The organism is Spirosoma pulveris, from assembly GCF_054781875.1.
In genome coordinates this window covers 281,186-299,832 of sequence record NZ_BAAGTO010000002.1, presented here as the reverse complement: position 1 = coordinate 299,832, position 18,647 = coordinate 281,186, and the positions used below count along the sequence as shown (strand labels likewise).

General features: G+C 50.0%; 16 protein-coding genes. 11 read left to right on the top strand and 5 right to left on the bottom strand.

Translation table 11 applies throughout. From position 1 onward, the window contains the following. Positions 1–469: 469 nt before the first annotated feature. The 3 genes from ACYVJM_RS09545 (at position 470) to ACYVJM_RS09535 (ending at position 2,530) form a co-directional block, all read left to right on the top strand. Complete coding sequence (locus ACYVJM_RS09545; RefSeq protein ID WP_461147994.1) at positions 470–1,180, top strand: TerC family protein; 711 nt, start codon at positions 470–472, stop codon at positions 1,178–1,180. A gap of 124 nt (positions 1,181–1,304) precedes the next feature. Beyond that, positions 1,305–1,847: a hypothetical protein gene (locus ACYVJM_RS09540; protein ID WP_461147993.1), complete on the top strand. Its 543-nt coding sequence runs from the start codon at positions 1,305–1,307 to the stop codon at positions 1,845–1,847. Further along, entirely contained in the window at positions 1,847–2,530 is a 684-nt protein-coding gene (locus tag ACYVJM_RS09535; protein ID WP_461147992.1) for a DUF2490 domain-containing protein, read from the top strand. The genes ACYVJM_RS09540 and ACYVJM_RS09535 overlap by 1 nt, the downstream gene beginning before the upstream one ends. Positions 2,531–2,572: 42 nt before the next feature. Here ACYVJM_RS09535 and ACYVJM_RS09530 read toward each other — a convergent pair whose 3' ends face one another. Next, positions 2,573–3,178 carry a hypothetical protein gene (locus tag ACYVJM_RS09530; protein ID WP_461147991.1) on the bottom strand — a complete coding sequence of 202 codons (606 nt, stop codon included), beginning with the start codon at positions 3,176–3,178 and terminating at the stop codon, positions 2,573–2,575. A 412-nt stretch (positions 3,179–3,590) separates the two neighbouring features. Between ACYVJM_RS09530 and ACYVJM_RS09525 the strand changes: the two genes are divergently transcribed. Further along, positions 3,591–4,913: a M20/M25/M40 family metallo-hydrolase gene (locus ACYVJM_RS09525; RefSeq protein WP_461147990.1), complete on the top strand. Its 1,323-nt coding sequence runs from the start codon at positions 3,591–3,593 to the stop codon at positions 4,911–4,913. Positions 4,914–5,365: 452 nt separating this feature from the next. On the opposite strand, the gene ACYVJM_RS09520 is transcribed toward ACYVJM_RS09525, so the two are convergent. The 4 genes from ACYVJM_RS09520 to ACYVJM_RS09505 all read right to left on the bottom strand — a co-directional run bounded on the left by ACYVJM_RS09520 (position 5,366) and on the right by ACYVJM_RS09505 (position 8,366). Further along, entirely contained in the window at positions 5,366–5,797 is a 432-nt protein-coding gene (locus ACYVJM_RS09520; protein WP_461147989.1) for an acyltransferase family protein, read from the bottom strand. A gap of 291 nt (positions 5,798–6,088) precedes the next feature. Continuing rightward, the gene (locus ACYVJM_RS09515) at positions 6,089–6,277 is read right to left on the bottom strand and encodes an acyltransferase family protein (protein WP_461147988.1); all 189 of its coding nucleotides are present in this window, start codon (positions 6,275–6,277) and stop codon (positions 6,089–6,091) included. Between the two features lie 1,533 nt (positions 6,278–7,810). Continuing rightward, on the bottom strand, positions 7,811–7,918 hold the full coding sequence (locus tag ACYVJM_RS09510; RefSeq protein ID WP_461147987.1) for a hypothetical protein: 108 nt from the start codon (positions 7,916–7,918) through the stop codon (positions 7,811–7,813). Beyond that, complete coding sequence (locus ACYVJM_RS09505) at positions 7,884–8,366, bottom strand: mannonate dehydratase (protein WP_461147986.1); 483 nt, start codon at positions 8,364–8,366, stop codon at positions 7,884–7,886. Before ACYVJM_RS09505 ends, ACYVJM_RS09510 begins: the two co-directional genes overlap by 35 nt. Positions 8,367–8,641: 275 nt before the next feature. On the opposite strand from ACYVJM_RS09505, the gene ACYVJM_RS09500 reads away from it, so the two are divergent. The 7 genes from ACYVJM_RS09500 (at position 8,642) to ACYVJM_RS09470 (ending at position 18,625) form a co-directional block, all read left to right on the top strand. Then, entirely contained in the window at positions 8,642–10,708 is a 2,067-nt protein-coding gene (locus tag ACYVJM_RS09500) for an alpha-L-fucosidase (RefSeq protein WP_461147985.1), read from the top strand. A 23-nt stretch (positions 10,709–10,731) separates the two neighbouring features. Further along, positions 10,732–13,014 (top strand): family 20 glycosylhydrolase, encoded by a 2,283-nt coding sequence (locus tag ACYVJM_RS09495; protein WP_461147984.1) that lies wholly within the window; start codon positions 10,732–10,734, stop codon positions 13,012–13,014. Between the two features lie 141 nt (positions 13,015–13,155). Next, positions 13,156–15,435 (top strand): GH92 family glycosyl hydrolase, encoded by a 2,280-nt coding sequence (locus ACYVJM_RS09490; RefSeq protein ID WP_461147983.1) that lies wholly within the window; start codon positions 13,156–13,158, stop codon positions 15,433–15,435. A gap of 97 nt (positions 15,436–15,532) precedes the next feature. Then, complete coding sequence (locus tag ACYVJM_RS09485) at positions 15,533–16,429, top strand: CE1 family esterase (RefSeq protein WP_461147982.1); 897 nt, start codon at positions 15,533–15,535, stop codon at positions 16,427–16,429. Between the two features lie 102 nt (positions 16,430–16,531). Next, positions 16,532–17,554, top strand: coding sequence for an LLM class flavin-dependent oxidoreductase (locus ACYVJM_RS09480; protein ID WP_461147981.1), 1,023 nt, complete (start codon positions 16,532–16,534; stop codon positions 17,552–17,554). Between the two features lie 84 nt (positions 17,555–17,638). Beyond that, a complete protein-coding gene (locus tag ACYVJM_RS09475) occupies positions 17,639–17,998 on the top strand; it encodes a hypothetical protein (RefSeq protein ID WP_461147980.1) in 360 nt (119 codons plus the stop codon). A gap of 6 nt (positions 17,999–18,004) precedes the next feature. Further along, positions 18,005–18,625, top strand: a complete 621-nt coding sequence (locus ACYVJM_RS09470; RefSeq protein ID WP_461147979.1) for a TetR/AcrR family transcriptional regulator — start codon at positions 18,005–18,007, stop codon at positions 18,623–18,625. Positions 18,626–18,647: the final 22 nt, after the last annotated feature.

Here is an 18,647-nt window from a genome sequence, read left to right as displayed (position 1 = left end):
AGGCCTGCGCTGTTATCTGTCTGTTGCCAGAGCAAACCTACGGCGGAAAGGGTGGCGGATCGCGGTACAAATAGATGGTGTTGCAGTAAAAACAAGAGATTTTATGGCAGCGGCACCATGATCAGGACGTTTCCCTGGTTTCAGCGGTATTGTTGAGGAGCTAACTGGAAAAAGGGAGTATAGGGCGGTTAAATTTAGACTAGGCTGCTTTTGTGTAGGATGTTGAGGGGTTCTTCAAACAATTTCGACAACGATCTTTTTATAGATTAAAATGAGATTAAAGTCATGCCGAATTGTTTTTCGTTATTTTAGCAAGTCGTTTGAAATCAGTGAGCTGAAGAATGGCGTCTGTGAAATAAAGCAGGTGTTTTGACACACAGATACCGTTGTAAACCCAGAGCAGGGTTGGTTGTGCACCCTTATTTAATCGTCAAAAAATCAATTTTGTATCTGATCGCGTTAGGAATTTATGAGTTTTGCGGACAACCTGGTTCCATTGATTACGCTCATTGTTCTGGAAGTAATTCTGGGCATCGATAACATTATTTTTATTTCCATACTGGCCGACAAACTGCCGGTTGAGCAGCGCGACCGGTTGCGCTATTGGGGGCTTGGCCTGGCCATGATCATGAGGTTGATCCTGCTGGCACTCTTATCCTGGATTCTGCAACTGGATAAAACCCTGTTTACCATCGGGACGATTGATTTCAGCGGCAAAGGTCTGATTCTGCTGGCAGGAGGCCTTTTTCTGCTGTATAAAAGCACCAAAGAAATTTACCACAAAGCCGAGTTAGGCGACGATGCCAACGCACCCGATACGACCAAAGCGACCTTCCGGGATCTGTTGATTCAGGTGCTCATTCTGGATATGGTCTTTTCTGTCGACTCGATCATCACCGCCGTTGGTATGGTCGATCAGTTGTGGGTTATGTATACGGCTGTTGTCGTTACGGTAGGCGTCATGCTTGTGGCGTCTAAACCAATCGCTTCGTTTATCAGCAAACACCCCTCTTTCAAAATTCTGGCGCTGTGTTTCCTGTTGATCATCGGTATGTCGCTGGTGGCAGAGGGGCTCCATTTCGCTATTCCGAAAGGCTATATCTATTTCTCCATGGCCTTCGCTTTTCTAGTGGACTTAATTCAGTTAAAAACCGTACGGCCAGCCAAAACGGATAAGTAAGACCGCCGGCCGGGTAAAGAAGGCAACTGCATAGTTCCGGCCCTGCTTCTGGTCCATTCTGCCGACCTACTGCCCGCCAAACATGGTTAATATGAAGTCTATTTTATCCCTTGCCGCAGTCTGTATGCTTCTGGTTTTACCCTGCTTCGGGCAACAGAAATACGAGCGGGAATACACCATAAAACCAAGTGCCGTTCCGCAACAGGCCGCCCGCTTTATCAACGATGTATTTACGAAAGCAACCATTCACTGGTATGGTGAGGTAAGCTTGACGGGAACGACCATCGAGGCCAAATTAAAGTCGGGAGGAAAGCGATACAGTATCGAATTTGACCCGTCGGGTAAGATTCAGGACGTTGAGATACAGCGCCGGTTCAACCAGATACCCGCGCAAACCAGGCAAACACTGAGCGAAGGGCTGAGCCGGAAGTTTGATCAGTTCGCCGTTGTTAAAACGCAATTGCAGTGGACTGCCGGCCCGGACGATCTAAAAACAGCCATTCTGACCAACAAACTGCCCTCCTCCGTTAAAATCCGGTACGAATTGATTTTAAAAGCCCGAAAGAATCGTTCCGCCAGCTACTACGAAGTACTGTGTGAACAGAATGGAGTGATCGTCAGCATTCACCAGTTGGTACAGCGAAATAACAATAACCTGATTTACTGATGAGTAACGTCTTCGTTGTTGCGTTTGTGCTGCTTTTCGCTGCCTGGCCTGCCTTCGCTCAGGATAGGTACGTAGCGGGCACGCTCCCGCAGCTAAACGTTAATTTCTCGCTGCCGAAGAAATTCAGGCTTAACACAAAGCTCGAATCCCGTCAGCTAGTTTCTGAACGCAGGCCAAACGAGTCGAAAAAAAATCAGTTCCGGTATGAGCGAACGGATCTGGCCCTGGTGCTCACAAAAAAAGCGTCCCTGAATACGACCCTGGGTGGTGGTTATTTGATCCGGTTTGAAGATCATCAGCTTATCCATCGATTGATTCAGCAGGCAAACTTGGTCAATGACCTTGCCTTGATTACCGTGGCGCACCGGGTTGTCGTCGACGAGACTTTCCGACCGGACGAACCCGTAGAAGTTAGACTGAGGTACAGGCTTAGTCTGGAAAAAGCCCTGAACGGCAGGCAGATCGACCCCAACGAGATGTATGTGAAATTTAATAACGAGTACCTGGGTATTTGGGCGCCCGGACGTACCGATCTGGAAATTCGGGCTTCGTTTGCCATGGGCTACAATGCCGTGAAGGATAATAAAGTTGAACTGGGGGTTGAGTACCGTGTCAATGAGTTTGACAAGCCCCGTCAGGCGCATCAATATTGGGCAACTGTCAGCTGGTTTATCAATATCTAGGGGTTCCTGATCAGGCTATGAAAACAAACATCACGGTAAAACTTAGACAGGTAATAACGTTTGGTAGCTGCCGTCGGGCTTGAAAATTATGATCAGGCTTCCTCCGTTTCCGCCTGAGATTCGTCGGGCTCCCTCGTTTAGGTTACGGTTCGTGAACGGCATCACACTATCCGTCCAACGCGTTTTAATTGCAGGACGCGGGTAAACACGGTCGCCGATGATCTGTTCCAGACACTGATTCAGCGCGTTTTTGTTGCCGGTTGCCGGTTTGATGTTCCTCCGTGAATCGGCCTCGAAAACCAGGATAATATCCCCCTGAAACGAGGCAAAGTGGCCTGGTGGATTGTCTTTATAGTGGTCGTCGATTGCAGGTGACAACAACCAGCATGCGTTTCCTTCTTCGTTTTGATATTGGCTAAGCAGAACAATTCCTTTGTCGTTTTTCCAGTAGTTGTTTCGCACACAACTACTGATAAAGTTGGATAAGAGTTGCCGCTTTGTTTGATCGGTATCCAGCTTGACCTGTTTTGCCTCACTGCAGGGAGGGGGATACCCCGACTGTGCCTTGGAAAAGGGAATGTGTAGCCCTATGTTCAGGAGGAGAGCAGTCCAATGCAGAGCCCGTTTCATACCACCAGGTTTTTTCATCAGTAAACGTCATGCTAAACGGAGCTATTGCCCAAACGACCAGACCATTTGTAAATGCCCGGTCTGCCTGAGTGAAGTCCTGTTCGACTTGGTCGCTATTTTGTTAAGCGGAGAATCGTTTTTTGGGGGTGTCGGCTCTGCGGAGACGGATACTGAGTTTCGCAAACTGGTAAAACGGGACTTTGTATCGGATCGGTTTCCAAATCGATGGCCGTTATTGCCGTAAGCTGACGCGGTATTACGGTATGTTTTGACATCTGAAAATCGAAGTAAAACCTTCATTTTTTGGTTGTTTCTATTGCCTGTCTGTAGTGAATATACCCGAATCGGTGGATAATACGGCAGCATGCACGTTCAAAAAGCAGTATCTTGACCACCTCAAACGCTACAGGCCAACTTTAATAAAAACAGCATGAAAAAAAGGATACCCACCTGTCTTATCGGATTATTGACTGGCTTCCTCCTCGTTACCCAAACCATTCGGGCGCAGGATTTGGAACCGGGTAAAGCGGCTAACGTGCAGGCCCAGTACAGTAAGGAAATTTACCAGTTAGCCAAAGCCAAGCAGATTCAAAAGGCGTTTCAGTTTATTGTCGCTCAAACCAAGCGCAACCGCGATGAGCTGATTAAACTTACCGAAATTCCGGCTCCGCCGTTTATGGAAGAAAAACGGGGCATCGAGTTCGCAGCCATGCTCAAAGAAGCGGGTGCCGACTCGGTCTGGACCGATAAAGTGGGTAACGTACTTGCCCTTCGAAAAGGCAAACAGCGCAAACGCTGTGTGGCCCTCGATGGTCACCTGGACACTGTGTTTCCAGCCGAAACAGACGTTCGGGTAAAAGCGAAAGGAGACACCCTGTTCGCGCCGGGTATTGGCGATGACACGCGCGGGCTGGTAGCGGTGGTGTCGGTGCTGCGGGCACTGGAAGATGCCGGTATCGAAACGCAAGCCGATGTATTGTTTGTAGGTTCTGTCGGCGAAGAAGGCCTGGGAGACTTACGCGGTGTAAAACACCTGTTCAGTAACGAAAGCCGCCGGATCGACTCCTGGATTTCCATTGAAGCAGGTGCCATGGGGCGGGCCAGTAATATGGGCTTAGGGTCTAACCGCTACCGGATCACATTCAAAGGTCCCGGTGGACACTCGTGGGGGGCTTTCGGGCTGGCAAACCCCCAGCACGCGCTGGGTTCGGCCATCCACTACTTTTCGAAAGCGGCCGACAAATTCACCCGTACCGGTGCACGCACTAGTTTTAACGTAGGCCGGATTGGCGGAGGAACGTCCGTTAACTCCATCCCGTTTTCTTCCTGGATGGAAGTGGACATGCGTTCAGAAATTCCGGAAAACCTCGTGCTCATTGATTCACTGCTGAAATCGTCTGTTCAGAAAGCACTCGAAGAACACAACCAGATGCGCCGGTCGGGGCCAGCCTTAACCGTGGAGTTTGTCCGGATTGGCGAGCGGCCCTCCGGCGAATTACCCGAAACCCTTCCCCTGGTGCAGCGATCCATGGCCGCTATCGCTTACTTCGGCGAATCGCCTAAGATTGGACGCGGCTCTACAAACGGGAACATCCCCATCTCGAAAGGAATTCCGGCGGTTACTATCGGTCAGGGAGGCATAACGGGCGGCAACCATGCGCTTAATGAGTGGTGGTACGACAAGGATGCCCACAAGGCGATTCAGGCCGCATTGCTGACGCTTGTGGCCGAAGCAGGGCTGGCAAAACCCTGATGTATTTGTATTTAGTCAGTGATGTAAAATGACACCATACCTACACGGTCTGTTGGGAATACGTTGGAAGTACCACCATTCCAATCATCAACTGAACAAAAACGACGCTATTTGTCTGCTGTGTAGCCACGACCTGCACATGGCCGAACGGAGAGCGGAGTTGTAACTGGAAAGCTGGGTACCTCTGCTGCTCAGCTTAACCCTATTTAATAGAATGGTGAGCAATTAGCAACTCATTTATCATCCATTGGCTTAGCGTAGCTATACACATGTAATGAGAGCATAAGGCCGTTCACGAACACTAAGATTAGTCTATAAGCTGAGTTGATTTGACATAAATCAACTCAGCTTAAAATTAGGAACCTATAGTATTTGGATGGCCTATCAATATCATTGGTAAATCCTTAACTTAGAAGATGTTGAGGACAAATTTTTAATTTTAACACAGTGTCCTAAACTGCATCAGGGATGGGCTCCAAAATACGTCTGTATTTAATTTTACTGGAAATATCTGCAAATGGTTTCTCAATTACTTTATAAAATATCCAAGAGAATAGGAGAACAGTTAATAGAGATGGAACAAAAAGAACCCATTTTTGTGATGAGTCTACATAACGATTCATTAGATTTAAAAACTTCACACCTATAGGGAAATGAATCAAATATAATGAATATGACATTTCACCAATAATCATTATTGGCGATGGCACAGAATTATGATACCATAAAATACACGTGATCGCTAATAGCGCAGCTACAGAAGCCGGAACTTCATCAAAAAAACATGTATATATTAGTAATAAAATAATTCCGCCATAATTCATTGATGAAGACCCTAACTGGCTATATAACAAGAAATCAATAATGCCGATCAAAAAATACATAAAATAAGAAAAGAAAGATATATACTCGCCAATATGCAGTTGGTGTCATGTGATAGAAATAGGTACAAGAATTAGTACAGCCATTTCGGGTCTTTTAACAATAAATAAGTACAATATTCCAATGAGAATATAATATTGGGCTTCCATTGCTAAAGTCCAGAAAACTGGATTATCTGCAGGTAAATGCAAATAGAAAAAACTTTCTATAACTGTGGAAATCGTTTTAGGCGAAGATAAACCACGCATTTTATAAGAAAAATACATGATAACTATTGTTAAACCTAATGCAATTTAATAAGGTGGATGAAGCCTTAGTACTCGTTTCCATAAAAAACGAGGATACCCGCGTTCATCATAATTAGATTTTTTTAAACTTAATGGTATTACAAAACCTGAGACAACAAAGAAAATCTGCACTCCGTACTTACCATACTCATGAAGTATATTAAATGTCATTCCAATTGTACTTCTAGATTCCAACGGATGACTTAAATGACACAATCAGACAGCCATTACTGCCACTGCTCGCAATAGTACTAAACTATCAAGTTTTCGCATGTTCTTATTGGGCTATATAACATTAAAGTGAGTTCTGTAAACATGTTGTAATAATGAGATTACCCTTTGTTACAATAAGAATACTCATTATAGCAATATGAAAAACAATACAAAAAAATTTTATTACATATGTGCTAATATAGTTGTTTTTATTCATGGTTTTTAATTTAAGGGTAGGGGCTAAGTATCTTTATAATTCCTTAACACACAGTAGTTAGCTTATTATATGAACACTGTAAGTATCGACTTTCTTTGAATGACATGACAAAAAAGATCCTCGTAGTTTACTATACTAGATTATGCTTAACTCGGGATCCATTTAAAGATAATCGGTACAACATCATAAGAAAACAGATTTTAAGCAGTATGTACGATCCGTTTATATATTTGAGCATTGCCTAAATTTCAATTTTTTTTTGGACTTACTCCCAGGATACTATTTTAATAATACTTCATTGTTGAAAAGGTATTCTCTTCGCTTGCGAAGGTATATTAATATTTTTTTTTAAAGCCAGTTGATATGTTCCCAACTAATAAATTATTCTTTTAATTAAATCAGTTTCATTTAGAAATACGCTCAAAATTAGATGGCAAATGACGTTGCTTTTTCATCAATCTTGAGGGCTATTATGCTGATAGAACTGGTTGTAAAGTAGGACTTCCTCACAATCTTTCCTGAGCGATGAATTGTTTACCTTATGGATATAGTTTTGCTGGTTATCCAAGTGAGTACGCTATTCAAGGGTTTTAATCGCTTTGTTAGTAGCGGCCATCTGTCGAATGCATGTCAATACAGCCTCAACCGTCTCGTTGAGATCATCGACTTTCAGTTGATAAGCCATAGCTACTACCGACCTAAATTATTTCGAAAGATACGTAGGACAAGTTAACACTTTCCTGCAAATACAGAATCAACCTGCCTTAAAAAGATTTTCTAGAAAAATAATGCCAGAATCTACGGTGTTTTCAGCAAGAGGTCAAATAACTACTAGCCTAATTTGAAGTATACTTTGGCAAATGGTCGTTTGGTAAAGTATGTATTCACTGTTCGACAGTTCATAAGCTTTTATAAACTAGGCTACTTAGTAATAGTAAAAAAAGAGAGTACGATGAAGATCATGTTGTGGAGAAGGTCTTAAACTAACCACTTTTCAAAGCCAGCGGCAATGCGCAAGGTTCGTTGGCTATCTTCCAAGTAGTAGCCGCTGTTTTAATCCACGGTCTGCCAGTACGGTTGCCAGGCGATCACCTATTGTCAGGAAATTAGTAGCTGCATCAAACCGCAGCTTTTAGATGGATTTATTCTGTTTGTAGATTCTCCACCTAAGCCTACTACCTTACAAAATATCAACCGTTAGACAAGTTGTGTCTGATGCTCCTGATTTCAAATCTTATCTTAATGACTTCCACGTCTGCCTGACTAGTGACCAGTTTGTCGGGTAAACCGGTCTTCGGTCAACGGTGCTGTTTGGCGATGGCTTCTATCAATCCTCGCATGTAGCCGATGGCAAAGAGCGCCCCGATATTACTATAGCCGGGGTGGTCGTTGCTGTCCCCAGCCATGGTCGGCACATGGTTGGGGCGCATGCGTCAGATTTCGGACAAACTGAATGAAGTTATCGATCTCTTCATCACGGCCGGACAGCCCCAGCTTGGTTTTTTCGTAGAGGGCGGGTGGACCCTCAACGACTTTGAACGTCAGTCCCTCCTTCGTCCAGGCGTCTTTAACCGCCATAATGGCTTTGTACTCCCACGGTTGAGCGTCGGTAATGCCCAGCGGCCGGGCGTTGATGCCCCCTACGGCATTCATGACCTGAAGCTGCTTCGACAGTTCGATGCGCCTTTTGTCCATGCCGTAAAAATGAGCCAGACAAAACTGCATACCCGCGTCTTTAACGTAGGCGAGGGGCAAAGTGCCTGATTGAGCGGGAATGTCTGGTTGCTGACCAGCTAGTGAAAGGGCGGCTACAGAGGCACTGTTTTTCAGGAAGTGACGACGCGAGTTTTCCACAATTTCTCAGAAAGTCTTCGGAATAAATCAATCCGGCTGAACAGTACGCTGCGCGAACTGGCGTATTGCGGTAAAGTCGGACATTGATCATGGCTTACTTATTTCGACGGCTAGCCAAAAAATATTCCCTGTGAAATACTTTCAGGAAACGGGGTATTTTTGCGGTAATCCGCTGAAAACCCACCTGCTCCAACAGTAATGTAAATTAACTTAGTCAAAATTGTCTGTTTCTCGATAACAGATAGTACCAGCCCCCAGCCTACATGTTTCAGCTTATGCGTCGACTTACACTCCTTGCCACTTTTGTTAGTATTTCGCTTTTGTCATTAGCCCAGACACCCGCCCCGTATGGAGCCGTACCATCGGCCCGCCAACTGGCGTGGCATAAGCTCAAGTACTATGCCTTCGTCCATTTCAACATGAACACCTTCACGAATGAAGAGTGGGGACACGGCACCGAAACACCCGATCAGTTCAACCCAACGCAGCTTGATTGCCGGCAGTGGGCGAGGGTGGCAAAAGAGGCCGGTATGGAAGGGATTGTCATTACAGCCAAACACCACGATGGCTTCTGCCTGTGGCCGTCTAAATATGCCGAACACTCGGTCAAAAACAGCAAATGGAGAGACGGGAAGGGCGATGTGCTGAAAGACCTGTCGGAAGCCTGTAAAGAGTACGGACTGAAGTTTGGCGTGTACCTGTCGCCCTGGGACCGCAACCACCCCGCCTATGGTACGCCGGAATACAATGAGGTATTCAAGAAAACCCTTCAGGAAGTGCTGACCCAGTATGGCGATGTGTTTGAGGTCTGGTTCGACGGCGCGAATGGCGAAGGACCGAACGGCAAAAAGCAGGTGTACGACTGGCCCGGATTCATCGAAACGGTACGCAAATACCAGCCCAACGCCGTTATCTTCAGCGATGCCGGTCCCGACATCCGATGGGTGGGCAACGAAGACGGGTACGCGGGTGAAACCAACTGGAGCACGCTCAACCGCGATAAAGTTTACCCTGCTTATCCCAATTACTGGGAGTTGACGCTGGGGCATGAAGACGGTACGCATTGGGTGCCTACGGAGGTAAACTGCTCCATCCGGCCGGGCTGGTACTACCACGCCAGCGAAGACAATAAAGTGAAATCGCTGGAACATCTGGTCGATATTTATTACAGCTCCATTGGGCGTAACGGCAACTGGCTCCTGAACCTGCCCGTGGACCGGCGGGGGCTGGTGCACGAAAACGATGTGAAGCAGCTCATGGCGCTGAAAGCCTATACCGACAAGGCCACACATAACCTGGCCGGAGGTAAGAAAATTACCAGCAACAGCGTGTTTGGCAAGGCTGCGACTTTTGCTGCCGGCAACGTGCTCGATAACAGCCGGGATACATATTGGGCAGCGGCCGAAGGCGCCAAACAAGCAACCCTCGATATTGATCTGGGCAAACCCACAACCCTGAATCGCCTGCTCATTGAAGAGTACATTGCGCTGGGCCAGCGAGTGAAGAAATTCTCGGTAGCGGCTTGGCAGAAAGACGGCTACCAGACCGTTGCCAGCGGAACAACCATTGGCAACCGGCGTATTCTGCGCTTCCCGACCGTAACGACCAATAAAATCCGGGTGAGCATCGACGAGTCGAAAGCCAGTCCGCTGATTCGGCACATCGAAATGTACAATGCGCCCGAGCTGATCGTGACGCCCGTTATTAGCCGCAACAAAGAGGGTATGGTTACGATAGCCTGCCCCAAAACAACTGACCCGGTCATTACTTATACCCTCGATGGCTCGGAGCCCACGGCCCAAAGTCAGCGCTTTACAAAAGCCGTTGCCCTGCCGCAGGGTGGGGTCGTAAAAGCCCGTGCGTTCATTGATAACATGAAGAAAGCGAGCAGCCCCGTAACGACCGAATTCGATATCAGTTCTGCTAAATGGACCGTCGTATCAACCGGGGAGACAACGCCGAAAAAAGACGTTGCCCGACTGATCGACGGCAATGCGGACTCGTTCTGGCAGCAACGCAAACAGGCCGAAGGTCCAACATCAGTGGTGCTGGATCTGGGCGAGAGACTGCCCCTGAAAGGCTTCACGTATCTGCCCCGTCAGGATGGGAAAAAGACGGGTATCGTGTATCGGTATGCCGTTTCGGTCAGTGAGGACGGGAAAACGTGGACAGGGCCGGTAAGCCAGGGGGCGTTCAACAACATCAACAACAACCCCGTTGGGCAGGCGATCCGCTTCGACAAGCCGCAACCAGCCCGCTTCCTGAAGTTCGACGCCCTCGAAACAACCGAGGCTGGCGATACCACTGTTTCCATTGCCGAGCTGGGTGTACTGACCCGCTGATTCCCTTACGTAGATTCAATCGAATGCAAATCAAACCTATCGTTTTTATAGTCGGGCTCATTCTGTTGATTGCCGGGGGGGGTCAGGCACAAACGCCCGACCCATACCCGATTATCCCGTACCCGATCTCGCTGGTACCGGGTGAAGGACAGTTTGTTATCAGCCCGAAAACTGCGCTGATTGTACAGGATAGCCGCTTCCAAAACGAAGCCGGGCAGTTGCAGCAGTTGCTCAAATCCGGGGTAGGCAAGCCATTACCTACGAGTGGGAGCAGTACACAGATCGTGCTTACCTATGACCCATCCATTACCGCCCCGGAAGGATATCGGCTTACCATAACGCCCAAAGCGGTAACCCTGACGGCTAGAGAGCCGTCAGGCATGTTTCGGGCCATTCAGACCATCCGGCAGTTATTGCCCGTAAGCATCGAGCAGAAAAAGGCGACCGCTACGCTGACTCTCCCGGCGGTACAGATTCGCGACCAGCCTGCCTATGCGTGGCGGGGGATGCACCTCGACGTGTCGCGACACTTTTTCTCAATGGATTACCTGCATAAATTCGTTGACCAGCTGGCCCTTTATAAGTTCAATAAATTTCACCTGCACCTCACTGACGATCAGGGCTGGCGGCTGGAGATCAAGGCATATCCCAAACTAACCAGTGAAGGGGCCTGGCGGACGTTTAATAACCAGGATTCGGTGGTGCTGAAACGGGCTGTCACAAACCCTGATTTTAGCCTTCCGAAGCAGTACCTCCGGCAGAAAGATGGGAAAACGCAGTATGGCGGGTTCTACACCCAGAACCAGATGCGCGAACTCATCACGTACGCAGCCGCCCGGCATATCGAGATCATTCCGGAAATCGACATGCCCGGCCATTTGACGGCGGCTATCAAAGCGTATCCGTTTCTGAGTTGCACGGGTCAGGAAGGCTGGGGGAAAACGTTTTCGGTGCCCATCTGCCCCTGCAACGAGCCTACTTACACCTTCACCGAAACGGTACTGAGCGAGGTAGCCGCGCTGTTTCCGAGTCAATACATCCATATTGGGGCCGATGAAGTGGAGAAATCGACCTGGGCGCAGTCCACAGCCTGTCAGGCGTTGATGAAGCGGGAGGGAATTAAAAGTGTGGAAGAACTGCAAAGCTATTTCGTTCACCGAACCGAGAAATTCCTATTGTCGAAAGGCAAAAAACTCATGGTCTGGGACGACGCACTGGAGGGCGGTCTGCAACCCTCGGCCACGGTCATGTACTGGCGCAGCTGGGTGACCGATGCGCCCGTGAAAGCAGTTCGGAATGGGAATCCGGTGGTTATGACGCCCGTGAATACCCTCTATTTCGATGTGCTGCCCGATAAAAATTCGCTGGCGAATGTCTACCAGTTCAACCCCGTTCCGGCCGGGCTGACCTCCGCCGAAGCAACATCCATTTTGGGGGCGCAGGCAAACACCTGGACAGAATATATACCCTCCGAAAATCGGGTCGATTACATGGTGATGCCCCGCATGACCGCCCTGGCCGAACGACTCTGGACCAATCAGAATCAGTACGATGCCTATCGACAACGCCTGACCCGGCACTATCCGCGCCTGGATGCGCTGGGGGTTCACTACCGCGTGCCCGACCTGAGTGGCTTTGCCGAGGAGAATGTATTCACGGATCAAACGGCGTTGCGCGTTCGTAAACCAACGGATAATCTGGTTGTTCGTTACACCACCGATGGAGGCTTGCCAAAGGCGACTTCGGCAGTGCTGCCTGAATCGTTGCGGATCAGCCAGCCAACGACGGTGAAACTGGCGGCTTTTACAACGAGTGGCTTGCAGGGTGATGTCTACACGCTTCGGTATCAACAGCAAGCCCTGGCTGAACCGATGCCGGTATCATCCGGTAAGGCCGGGCTAATGAGCACTTACCGGAAAGGACAATTCAAAAATGTAGCGGCTATGAAGCAGGCAACCGCTTCTGATTCGGTGGTGGTGAATCAGGTGAAGGTCCCCGAACTTGCCAAAGCGGGCAGTTTCGGGATTCAGTTTCGAGGCTATATTACCGTACCAATGACGGGTATTTATAGCTTTTTCCTGGTTGCCGACGATGGCGGTGTGCTGCGGATTGCCAACCGAACGGTGATCGACAACGACGGTAATCACGGCCCTATCGAGAAAAGCGGTCAGGTGGCCCTTAAACAGGGTACCCATCCTTTCGCTCTTGACTTCATCGAAGCGGGTGGAGGCTATACGCTCAAGCTTTTCTACAGCCGGGATGGTGGCGAACATCAACCCGTACCGGCTGATTGGTTGGGGCATTGACCTATGGTATGTCCGGGCCAAACCGCTACGGCGGACCGTTCCAGCTTGGCCATCGACTCGGTTGGGGTGGCAGGTTTGCGAACCCGACACCACCGGAACGTGACAATATTGACCGGCGACAACGCCAAATTTTGCTACTTTATGCGTTTATCCCTCAACTATCTTTTTGTACTCGGCGTCTTCGTAGGGTTGTTGCAGCCGTTTGCCGGTAGAAGCCAGTCGGTCGCCGTTCCTAAGGCACCAACCGGTCTGACCCGTTACGTCGATCCGTTTATTGGGACGGGTTTTCACGGCCACGTTTTCATGGGGGCTAATGTGCCGTTTGGTGCCGTTCAGCTTGGTCCGACTCAGATGTCGCAGGGCTGGGACTGGTGTTCGGGCTACCATTATTCCGACTCCCTGATTGTTGGGTTTGCACATACGCACCTGAATGGAACGGGCATCGGCGACCTGGGCGATGTGCAGATCATGCCGACAACGGGTCTCGTCAAACTCGGCCGGGGAACCCCTAAAGACAGCCAGAGCGGCTACGCGTCCCGTTTTTCGCACAGGCAGGAAACAGCTCGTCCGGGTTACTATGCCGTGAAACTACAGCGGTATAACATCGATGTGGCCTTGACGGCCACCGAGCGGGTGGGCCTGCATCAGTACACGTTTCCCAAGACCAGCGACGCCCATATTGTAATTGACTTGGGCGAAGCCGTGGGCGATAGACCGACAGAAACCTATCTGGAAAAGCTAAATGATTCGACTCTCGTCGGCTACCGTTTTTCAAAAGGCTGGGCTCCCGACCAGCGGCTCTATTTCGCCCTTGTCTTCGCCAAACCCATTCAGCAACTGGCGCTTTATGTCGACCAGACAGCGATAACGGGCGTATCGGCTAAAGGCAATCGGGTAAAGGGTGTGGTAAGTTTTACCACCCAGGCCAACGAAAAGGTGTTGGTAAAGGTCGGTATCTCACCGGTTAGTTCAGTCAATGCGCTGGCCAACATTCGGGCTGAGCTGCCACACTGGAATTTTGCCAAAGTGGCACAGGCTGCCGATGCGGCCTGGAACCGGGAACTGAGCAAGATTTCGGTCAAAACCAAGGATCAAAACCGGCTCAAAATCTTCTATACGGCCCTGTTCCATACGCAGGTGGCCCCGTCGCTGTTCAACGATCATAACGGCGATTACCGGGGGACGGACAAGCAGGTATACCCGAAAGCTGCGTTCAACAACATGACGACGTTTTCGCTCTGGGATACCTACCGGAGCGCGCATCCGCTGTTCACGCTGACGCAGCCCCGGCGCGTGGCCGACATGATCAATTCCATGCTCGCCATCTTCGATCAGCAGGGGAAGCTGCCCGTCTGGCATCTGGTGGGCAACGAAACGAACACCATGCCCGGCAACAGCGCCATGCCCGTTGTGGCCGATGCCTGTCTGAAAGGCATTGCCGGTATTGATGTTAACCGCGCCTTTGAGGCCATGAAGGCGAGCGCCATGCTGGACGAACGGGGGCTGAAGTTCGTGAAGTCGAAAGGCTATATCCCCGCCGATACGCTGGTGGAAAGTGTAGCCCGCGGGCTCGAATATGCCATCGACGACTGGGCCATTGCGCAAGTAGCCAAAAAGCTGGGTAAAGAAGCCGACTATGCCTACTTCAGCAAGCGGGCTGGGGCCTATCAGCAGTATTTCGACCCGCAGATCCGGTTCATGCGCGGGCGTGTGTCGGACAACGAACGCCGGACACCCTTTAGCCCGCTGGTTTCCCGGCACATGAAAGATGATTTTGCCGAAGGCAACAGCTGGCAGTATACCTGGCTGGTGCCGCATGATGTGGAAGGGCTGATCTCGCTGTTCTCGGGCGAGAAAGCGTTCACGCAAAAGCTGGATTCCCTGTTCGTAGTCCATGGCGATATGGGCAGTGAAGCCTCCAACGACATTACCGGGCTGATTGGGCAATACGCACACGGCAACGAGCCAAGCCACCACATCACCTACCTGTACGGGTACGTGGGCCAGCCCTGGAAAACGGCCGATAAAGTGCGCTACATTCTCGACAGCCTGTACACCACCCGCCCCGACGGTCTGATTGGTAATGAAGATGTGGGCCAAATGTCGGCCTGGTATGTGCTGTCGGCTATGGGTTTTTACCCCGTCAACCCGTCCAATGGTGCCTACGTATTTGGCAGTCCGGTGTTCGATGAGGTTACGCTCAATTTGGAAAACGGGAAATCGTTTCAGATTAGAACGGTCAACAACAGCGCCATAAACAAGTACATTAAGCGTATTCTGCTGAACGGAAAACCCTACACCAAAGCTTATTTGCTTCACCAGGCCATTCTGAACGGCGGAATGCTGACCATCGAAATGGACAGTAAGCCCAGCGCTGATTGGGGTGTTCGACCCGAAGACCGGGCCCGGTCGGTGTACTGAGGGCCCCTGCAAAGCAAGTCTGATAAATAGGTATTAAATCAACTTGCCGAGCTTTGATTTTCTATCAATGGCCAGGCTGAACCAATTCCACAACTAAATGCTTTACAATCGTATGGTAAAAGTAACGTTTCTGTTTTTTTTGACCCTTCTTGGTTTCACATCGGCCAGAGCGGAGGTTATCAGTGATTCTGTGCTGATCGAGGGCCACTATCGGTCGTTTCATTATAACAATGTTCCCGCAGCGTCGGTCAATCGGCCGGGACTGATTTTTGTCCTGCATGGGTCGGGAGGCAACGGAAAAGGGATGATGAAATCCGCTGTGAAGATGGAGCAACAAGCTACGGCCGAGAATATGCTGGTCGCTTACCCGGATGGCTACAAACGGTACTGGAATGAATGTCGGAAAGCGTCTCCGGCAGAGGCCAATATTGATAATATTAATGAGCAGGCTTTCTTCGAGGCTATGGTTCATTACTTCGCGAAACGCTATAAAATTAACCGGTCGAAGGTGTTTGCTGTGGGCACATCGGGCGGGGGGCATATGACGTACAAGCTGGCCCTTACCATGCCGCGTACGTTCCGAGCCATTACGGCCATTATCGCCAATCTGCCCGATACAACCAATCTGGACTGTACGCCATCGGGCAAAGCTGTGCCGGTTATGATTGTCAACGGTACATTGGACAAGACAAATCCGTACGATGGGGGCGTTGTGGTTCTGGCGAAAAACATGAATATGGGGGCCGTGCGCTCCACAGACCGCACGCTGGCCTACTGGGCCGGCCTGGCTCGGTATCAAGGCAAACCAACCCAGGAAAATCTGCCCGATACCGACCCCGCTGATGGAAAAACCATCGAGCGGTACACGTATAAAGAGAGAGGAAAGCCCGAAATTGTGCTCCTGAAGGTGATTGGCGGGAAACACGACTACCCCAACGACATTGATGTCCACGTAGAGGCCCTGCGCTTTTTTATGCGGCAGATCGGTAAGTAATTGACCGGTTTCGTGCTGGTGAACCGGCTGTGCCGCTGCTACGGCCGGAAGTGAAGTGAACGAGTAAACCCGGCCCGGAAGGTCGGCAGACAACCTAGCATAATGCAAATTGGCATAGATAGTTTTGCGGCCAAAGGCCAACAGGAGGGAGACCAATCCGGCAACAGCGATGCAGCTTCCCTGCACCAGCTGCTCGACCGAATTGAGCGGGCCGATCAGGTGGGACTTGACGTTTTTGGAATTGGCGAGCACCACCGTCCGGAATTCCTCGACTCGGCTCCTACGCTGATTCTGGCCGCTGCCGCTTCCCGGACCCGGCAAATTCGCCTGACCAGCGCCGTGACGGTGCTAAGTGCGGCCGATCCGGTTCGTGTGTTTCAACAGTTCGCTACCCTCGACCTTATTTCTAACGGACGGGCTGAACTGGTGGTTGGACGGGGTTCATTTACGGAGGCCTTCCCGCTGTTTGGTCTGAAGCTCAAGGATTATGATGCGCTTTTCTCCGAAAAGCTCGACTTGCTGCTCGCCATTCGGGACAACGAGTTCGTTCAATGGTCGGGGCAGTTCCGTCCGGCGCTCAATGGGGAGGGCATTTACCCAAGACCGCTGCAAAACCAATTACCAATCTGGCTGGGCGTTGGCGGTACTCCACAGTCGTTCGTTCGGGCCGGTATGCTGGGCCTGCCGCTTATGGTAGCGGTGATTGGGGGCGAAACCCACCGTTTCCGGCCGTTGGTAGATCTGTATCGGGAAGCGGGTCGGCGGGCGGGTCATTCGCCGGAGCAGTTGCAGGTAGGACTCCACTCGCTGGGGTACGTAGCCGCCACAACCGAGGAAGCCATCCGTGATTACTATCCGGGTTATGCCGAAACATTTACCCGTATTGGCCGGGAGCGGGGATGGCCACCTGTTACCAAAGCCCATTTCGAAGCCTTGATTGGGAAGCAGGGCGCGCTGCTCGTGGGTAACCCCGACGAGGTAGCCCAGAAAATTTTACGACATAGTGAGGCTCTGGGCGGGATTTCCCGAGTTACGTTTCAGATGGATAGTGCCGGACTATCGCACGAAAAATTCATGTCGTCCATCAACTTGCTTGGAACTCGGGTAGCTCCGCTGCTACGCTAATTTTTTGCGGGAAAAGTGGCTTTAACGCACGAATCGTTATACATTCGTTCTAAGGAACTCAGGATCAACCTTATTGAAAACGTTATGAATCCGCTCTTTACGATGGATCAGTCGGCTTATGCCAACTTGCTTGCCGGGCTGAATAGTCTTCACTTTACGGAGCGGAAGGGGAATTTAACGGACTTTCGGCTCTATTACGATGACTTATGGCTGTCTGATACCGCCGTCATTGAAAACTTGAGGCTGTATCGGGGCGAGTGGGAAGTTGAGTTGATTTTTGCTCACACGGCTAATCCGCTCAAGTTCATCAAACGGCGAATTACCTCTCATTCCTGTCCCAAGCGGGCCGCCCAGCAAGCGCATTTCATGCGCCGGTTAGCCGCCAAAGACCAGCGTGGTACGCTCACCGTTTCGGCCGATCAACTGAATACGTGTCTGAATTGATAACCTATGACGCTCTCGACCAAGGAACGCATTCTGAACGCATCTGTCCGACTCTTTAATGAGCACGGGGTCGATGCTGTGCGGCTCCAGCAGATAGCCGAGGAAATTGGAATCAGTGTCGGGAATCTGGCGTACCATTTCAAGACAAAAGACGCCATCATCGAATCGGTTTATGAACAGGTGCTCGATGAGTTTGCGCATATTTTTCGTCAGTATTTACAGGCCCCCGAACTGGCTGCGTTCGATCAACAGATAAGTCTGTACTATCAATTCTTCCGAAATTACCAGTTCTATCTGGCTGAATTTTTTAAGACGAACCCGGAGCAGACGGCTCAACAGATTCAATGGCAGCGGGCGGTCAATAAAATGCTGATGCAACTGCGGAGCTGGCTCACGTTTCATGTGCAGCGGCAAATTCTCCGGCCGGAAGCCAGACGGGGGCAATATGATCAACTGGCGCAGTCACTCTGGATGACGCTTGTATTCCTGCCCGTATTCTCGGCCATGCGCGGTAGTATCCTTGACGAACGAAGCTACAAGCAATCGGTTTGGGAACACCTGAAGCCCCATCTAACCGAAGAAGGTATTTATGAATTTGAAACGCTGGTGTTACCAACTCTGGCGTAAGTCGTCGAATATCCTCTATTTT

Excerpts from the sequence above, each read along its gene's own strand:
- ACYVJM_RS09475 (WP_461147980.1), top strand. The coding sequence starts at position 17,639 with ATGAATCCGCTCTTTACGATGGATCAGTCGGCTTATGCCAACTTGCTT.
- ACYVJM_RS09495 (WP_461147984.1), top strand. The coding sequence starts at position 10,732 with ATGCAAATCAAACCTATCGTTTTTATAGTCGGGCTCATTCTGTTGATT.
- ACYVJM_RS09540 (WP_461147993.1), top strand. The coding sequence starts at position 1,305 with ATGCTTCTGGTTTTACCCTGCTTCGGGCAACAGAAATACGAGCGGGAA.
- ACYVJM_RS09500 (WP_461147985.1), top strand. The coding sequence starts at position 8,642 with ATGCGTCGACTTACACTCCTTGCCACTTTTGTTAGTATTTCGCTTTTG.
- ACYVJM_RS09480 (WP_461147981.1), top strand. The coding sequence starts at position 16,532 with ATGCAAATTGGCATAGATAGTTTTGCGGCCAAAGGCCAACAGGAGGGA.
- ACYVJM_RS09530 (WP_461147991.1), bottom strand. The coding sequence starts at position 3,178 with ATGAAAAAACCTGGTGGTATGAAACGGGCTCTGCATTGGACTGCTCTC.
- ACYVJM_RS09490 (WP_461147983.1), top strand. The coding sequence starts at position 13,156 with ATGCGTTTATCCCTCAACTATCTTTTTGTACTCGGCGTCTTCGTAGGG.
- ACYVJM_RS09525 (WP_461147990.1), top strand. The coding sequence starts at position 3,591 with ATGAAAAAAAGGATACCCACCTGTCTTATCGGATTATTGACTGGCTTC.
- ACYVJM_RS09470 (WP_461147979.1), top strand. The coding sequence starts at position 18,005 with ATGACGCTCTCGACCAAGGAACGCATTCTGAACGCATCTGTCCGACTC.
- ACYVJM_RS09510 (WP_461147987.1), bottom strand. The coding sequence starts at position 7,918 with ATGGCTGGGGACAGCAACGACCACCCCGGCTATAGTAATATCGGGGCG.
- ACYVJM_RS09485 (WP_461147982.1), top strand. The coding sequence starts at position 15,533 with ATGCTTTACAATCGTATGGTAAAAGTAACGTTTCTGTTTTTTTTGACC.
- ACYVJM_RS09545 (WP_461147994.1), top strand. The coding sequence starts at position 470 with ATGAGTTTTGCGGACAACCTGGTTCCATTGATTACGCTCATTGTTCTG.
- ACYVJM_RS09520 (WP_461147989.1), bottom strand. The coding sequence starts at position 5,797 with ATGTATTTTTTGATCGGCATTATTGATTTCTTGTTATATAGCCAGTTA.
- ACYVJM_RS09535 (WP_461147992.1), top strand. The coding sequence starts at position 1,847 with ATGAGTAACGTCTTCGTTGTTGCGTTTGTGCTGCTTTTCGCTGCCTGG.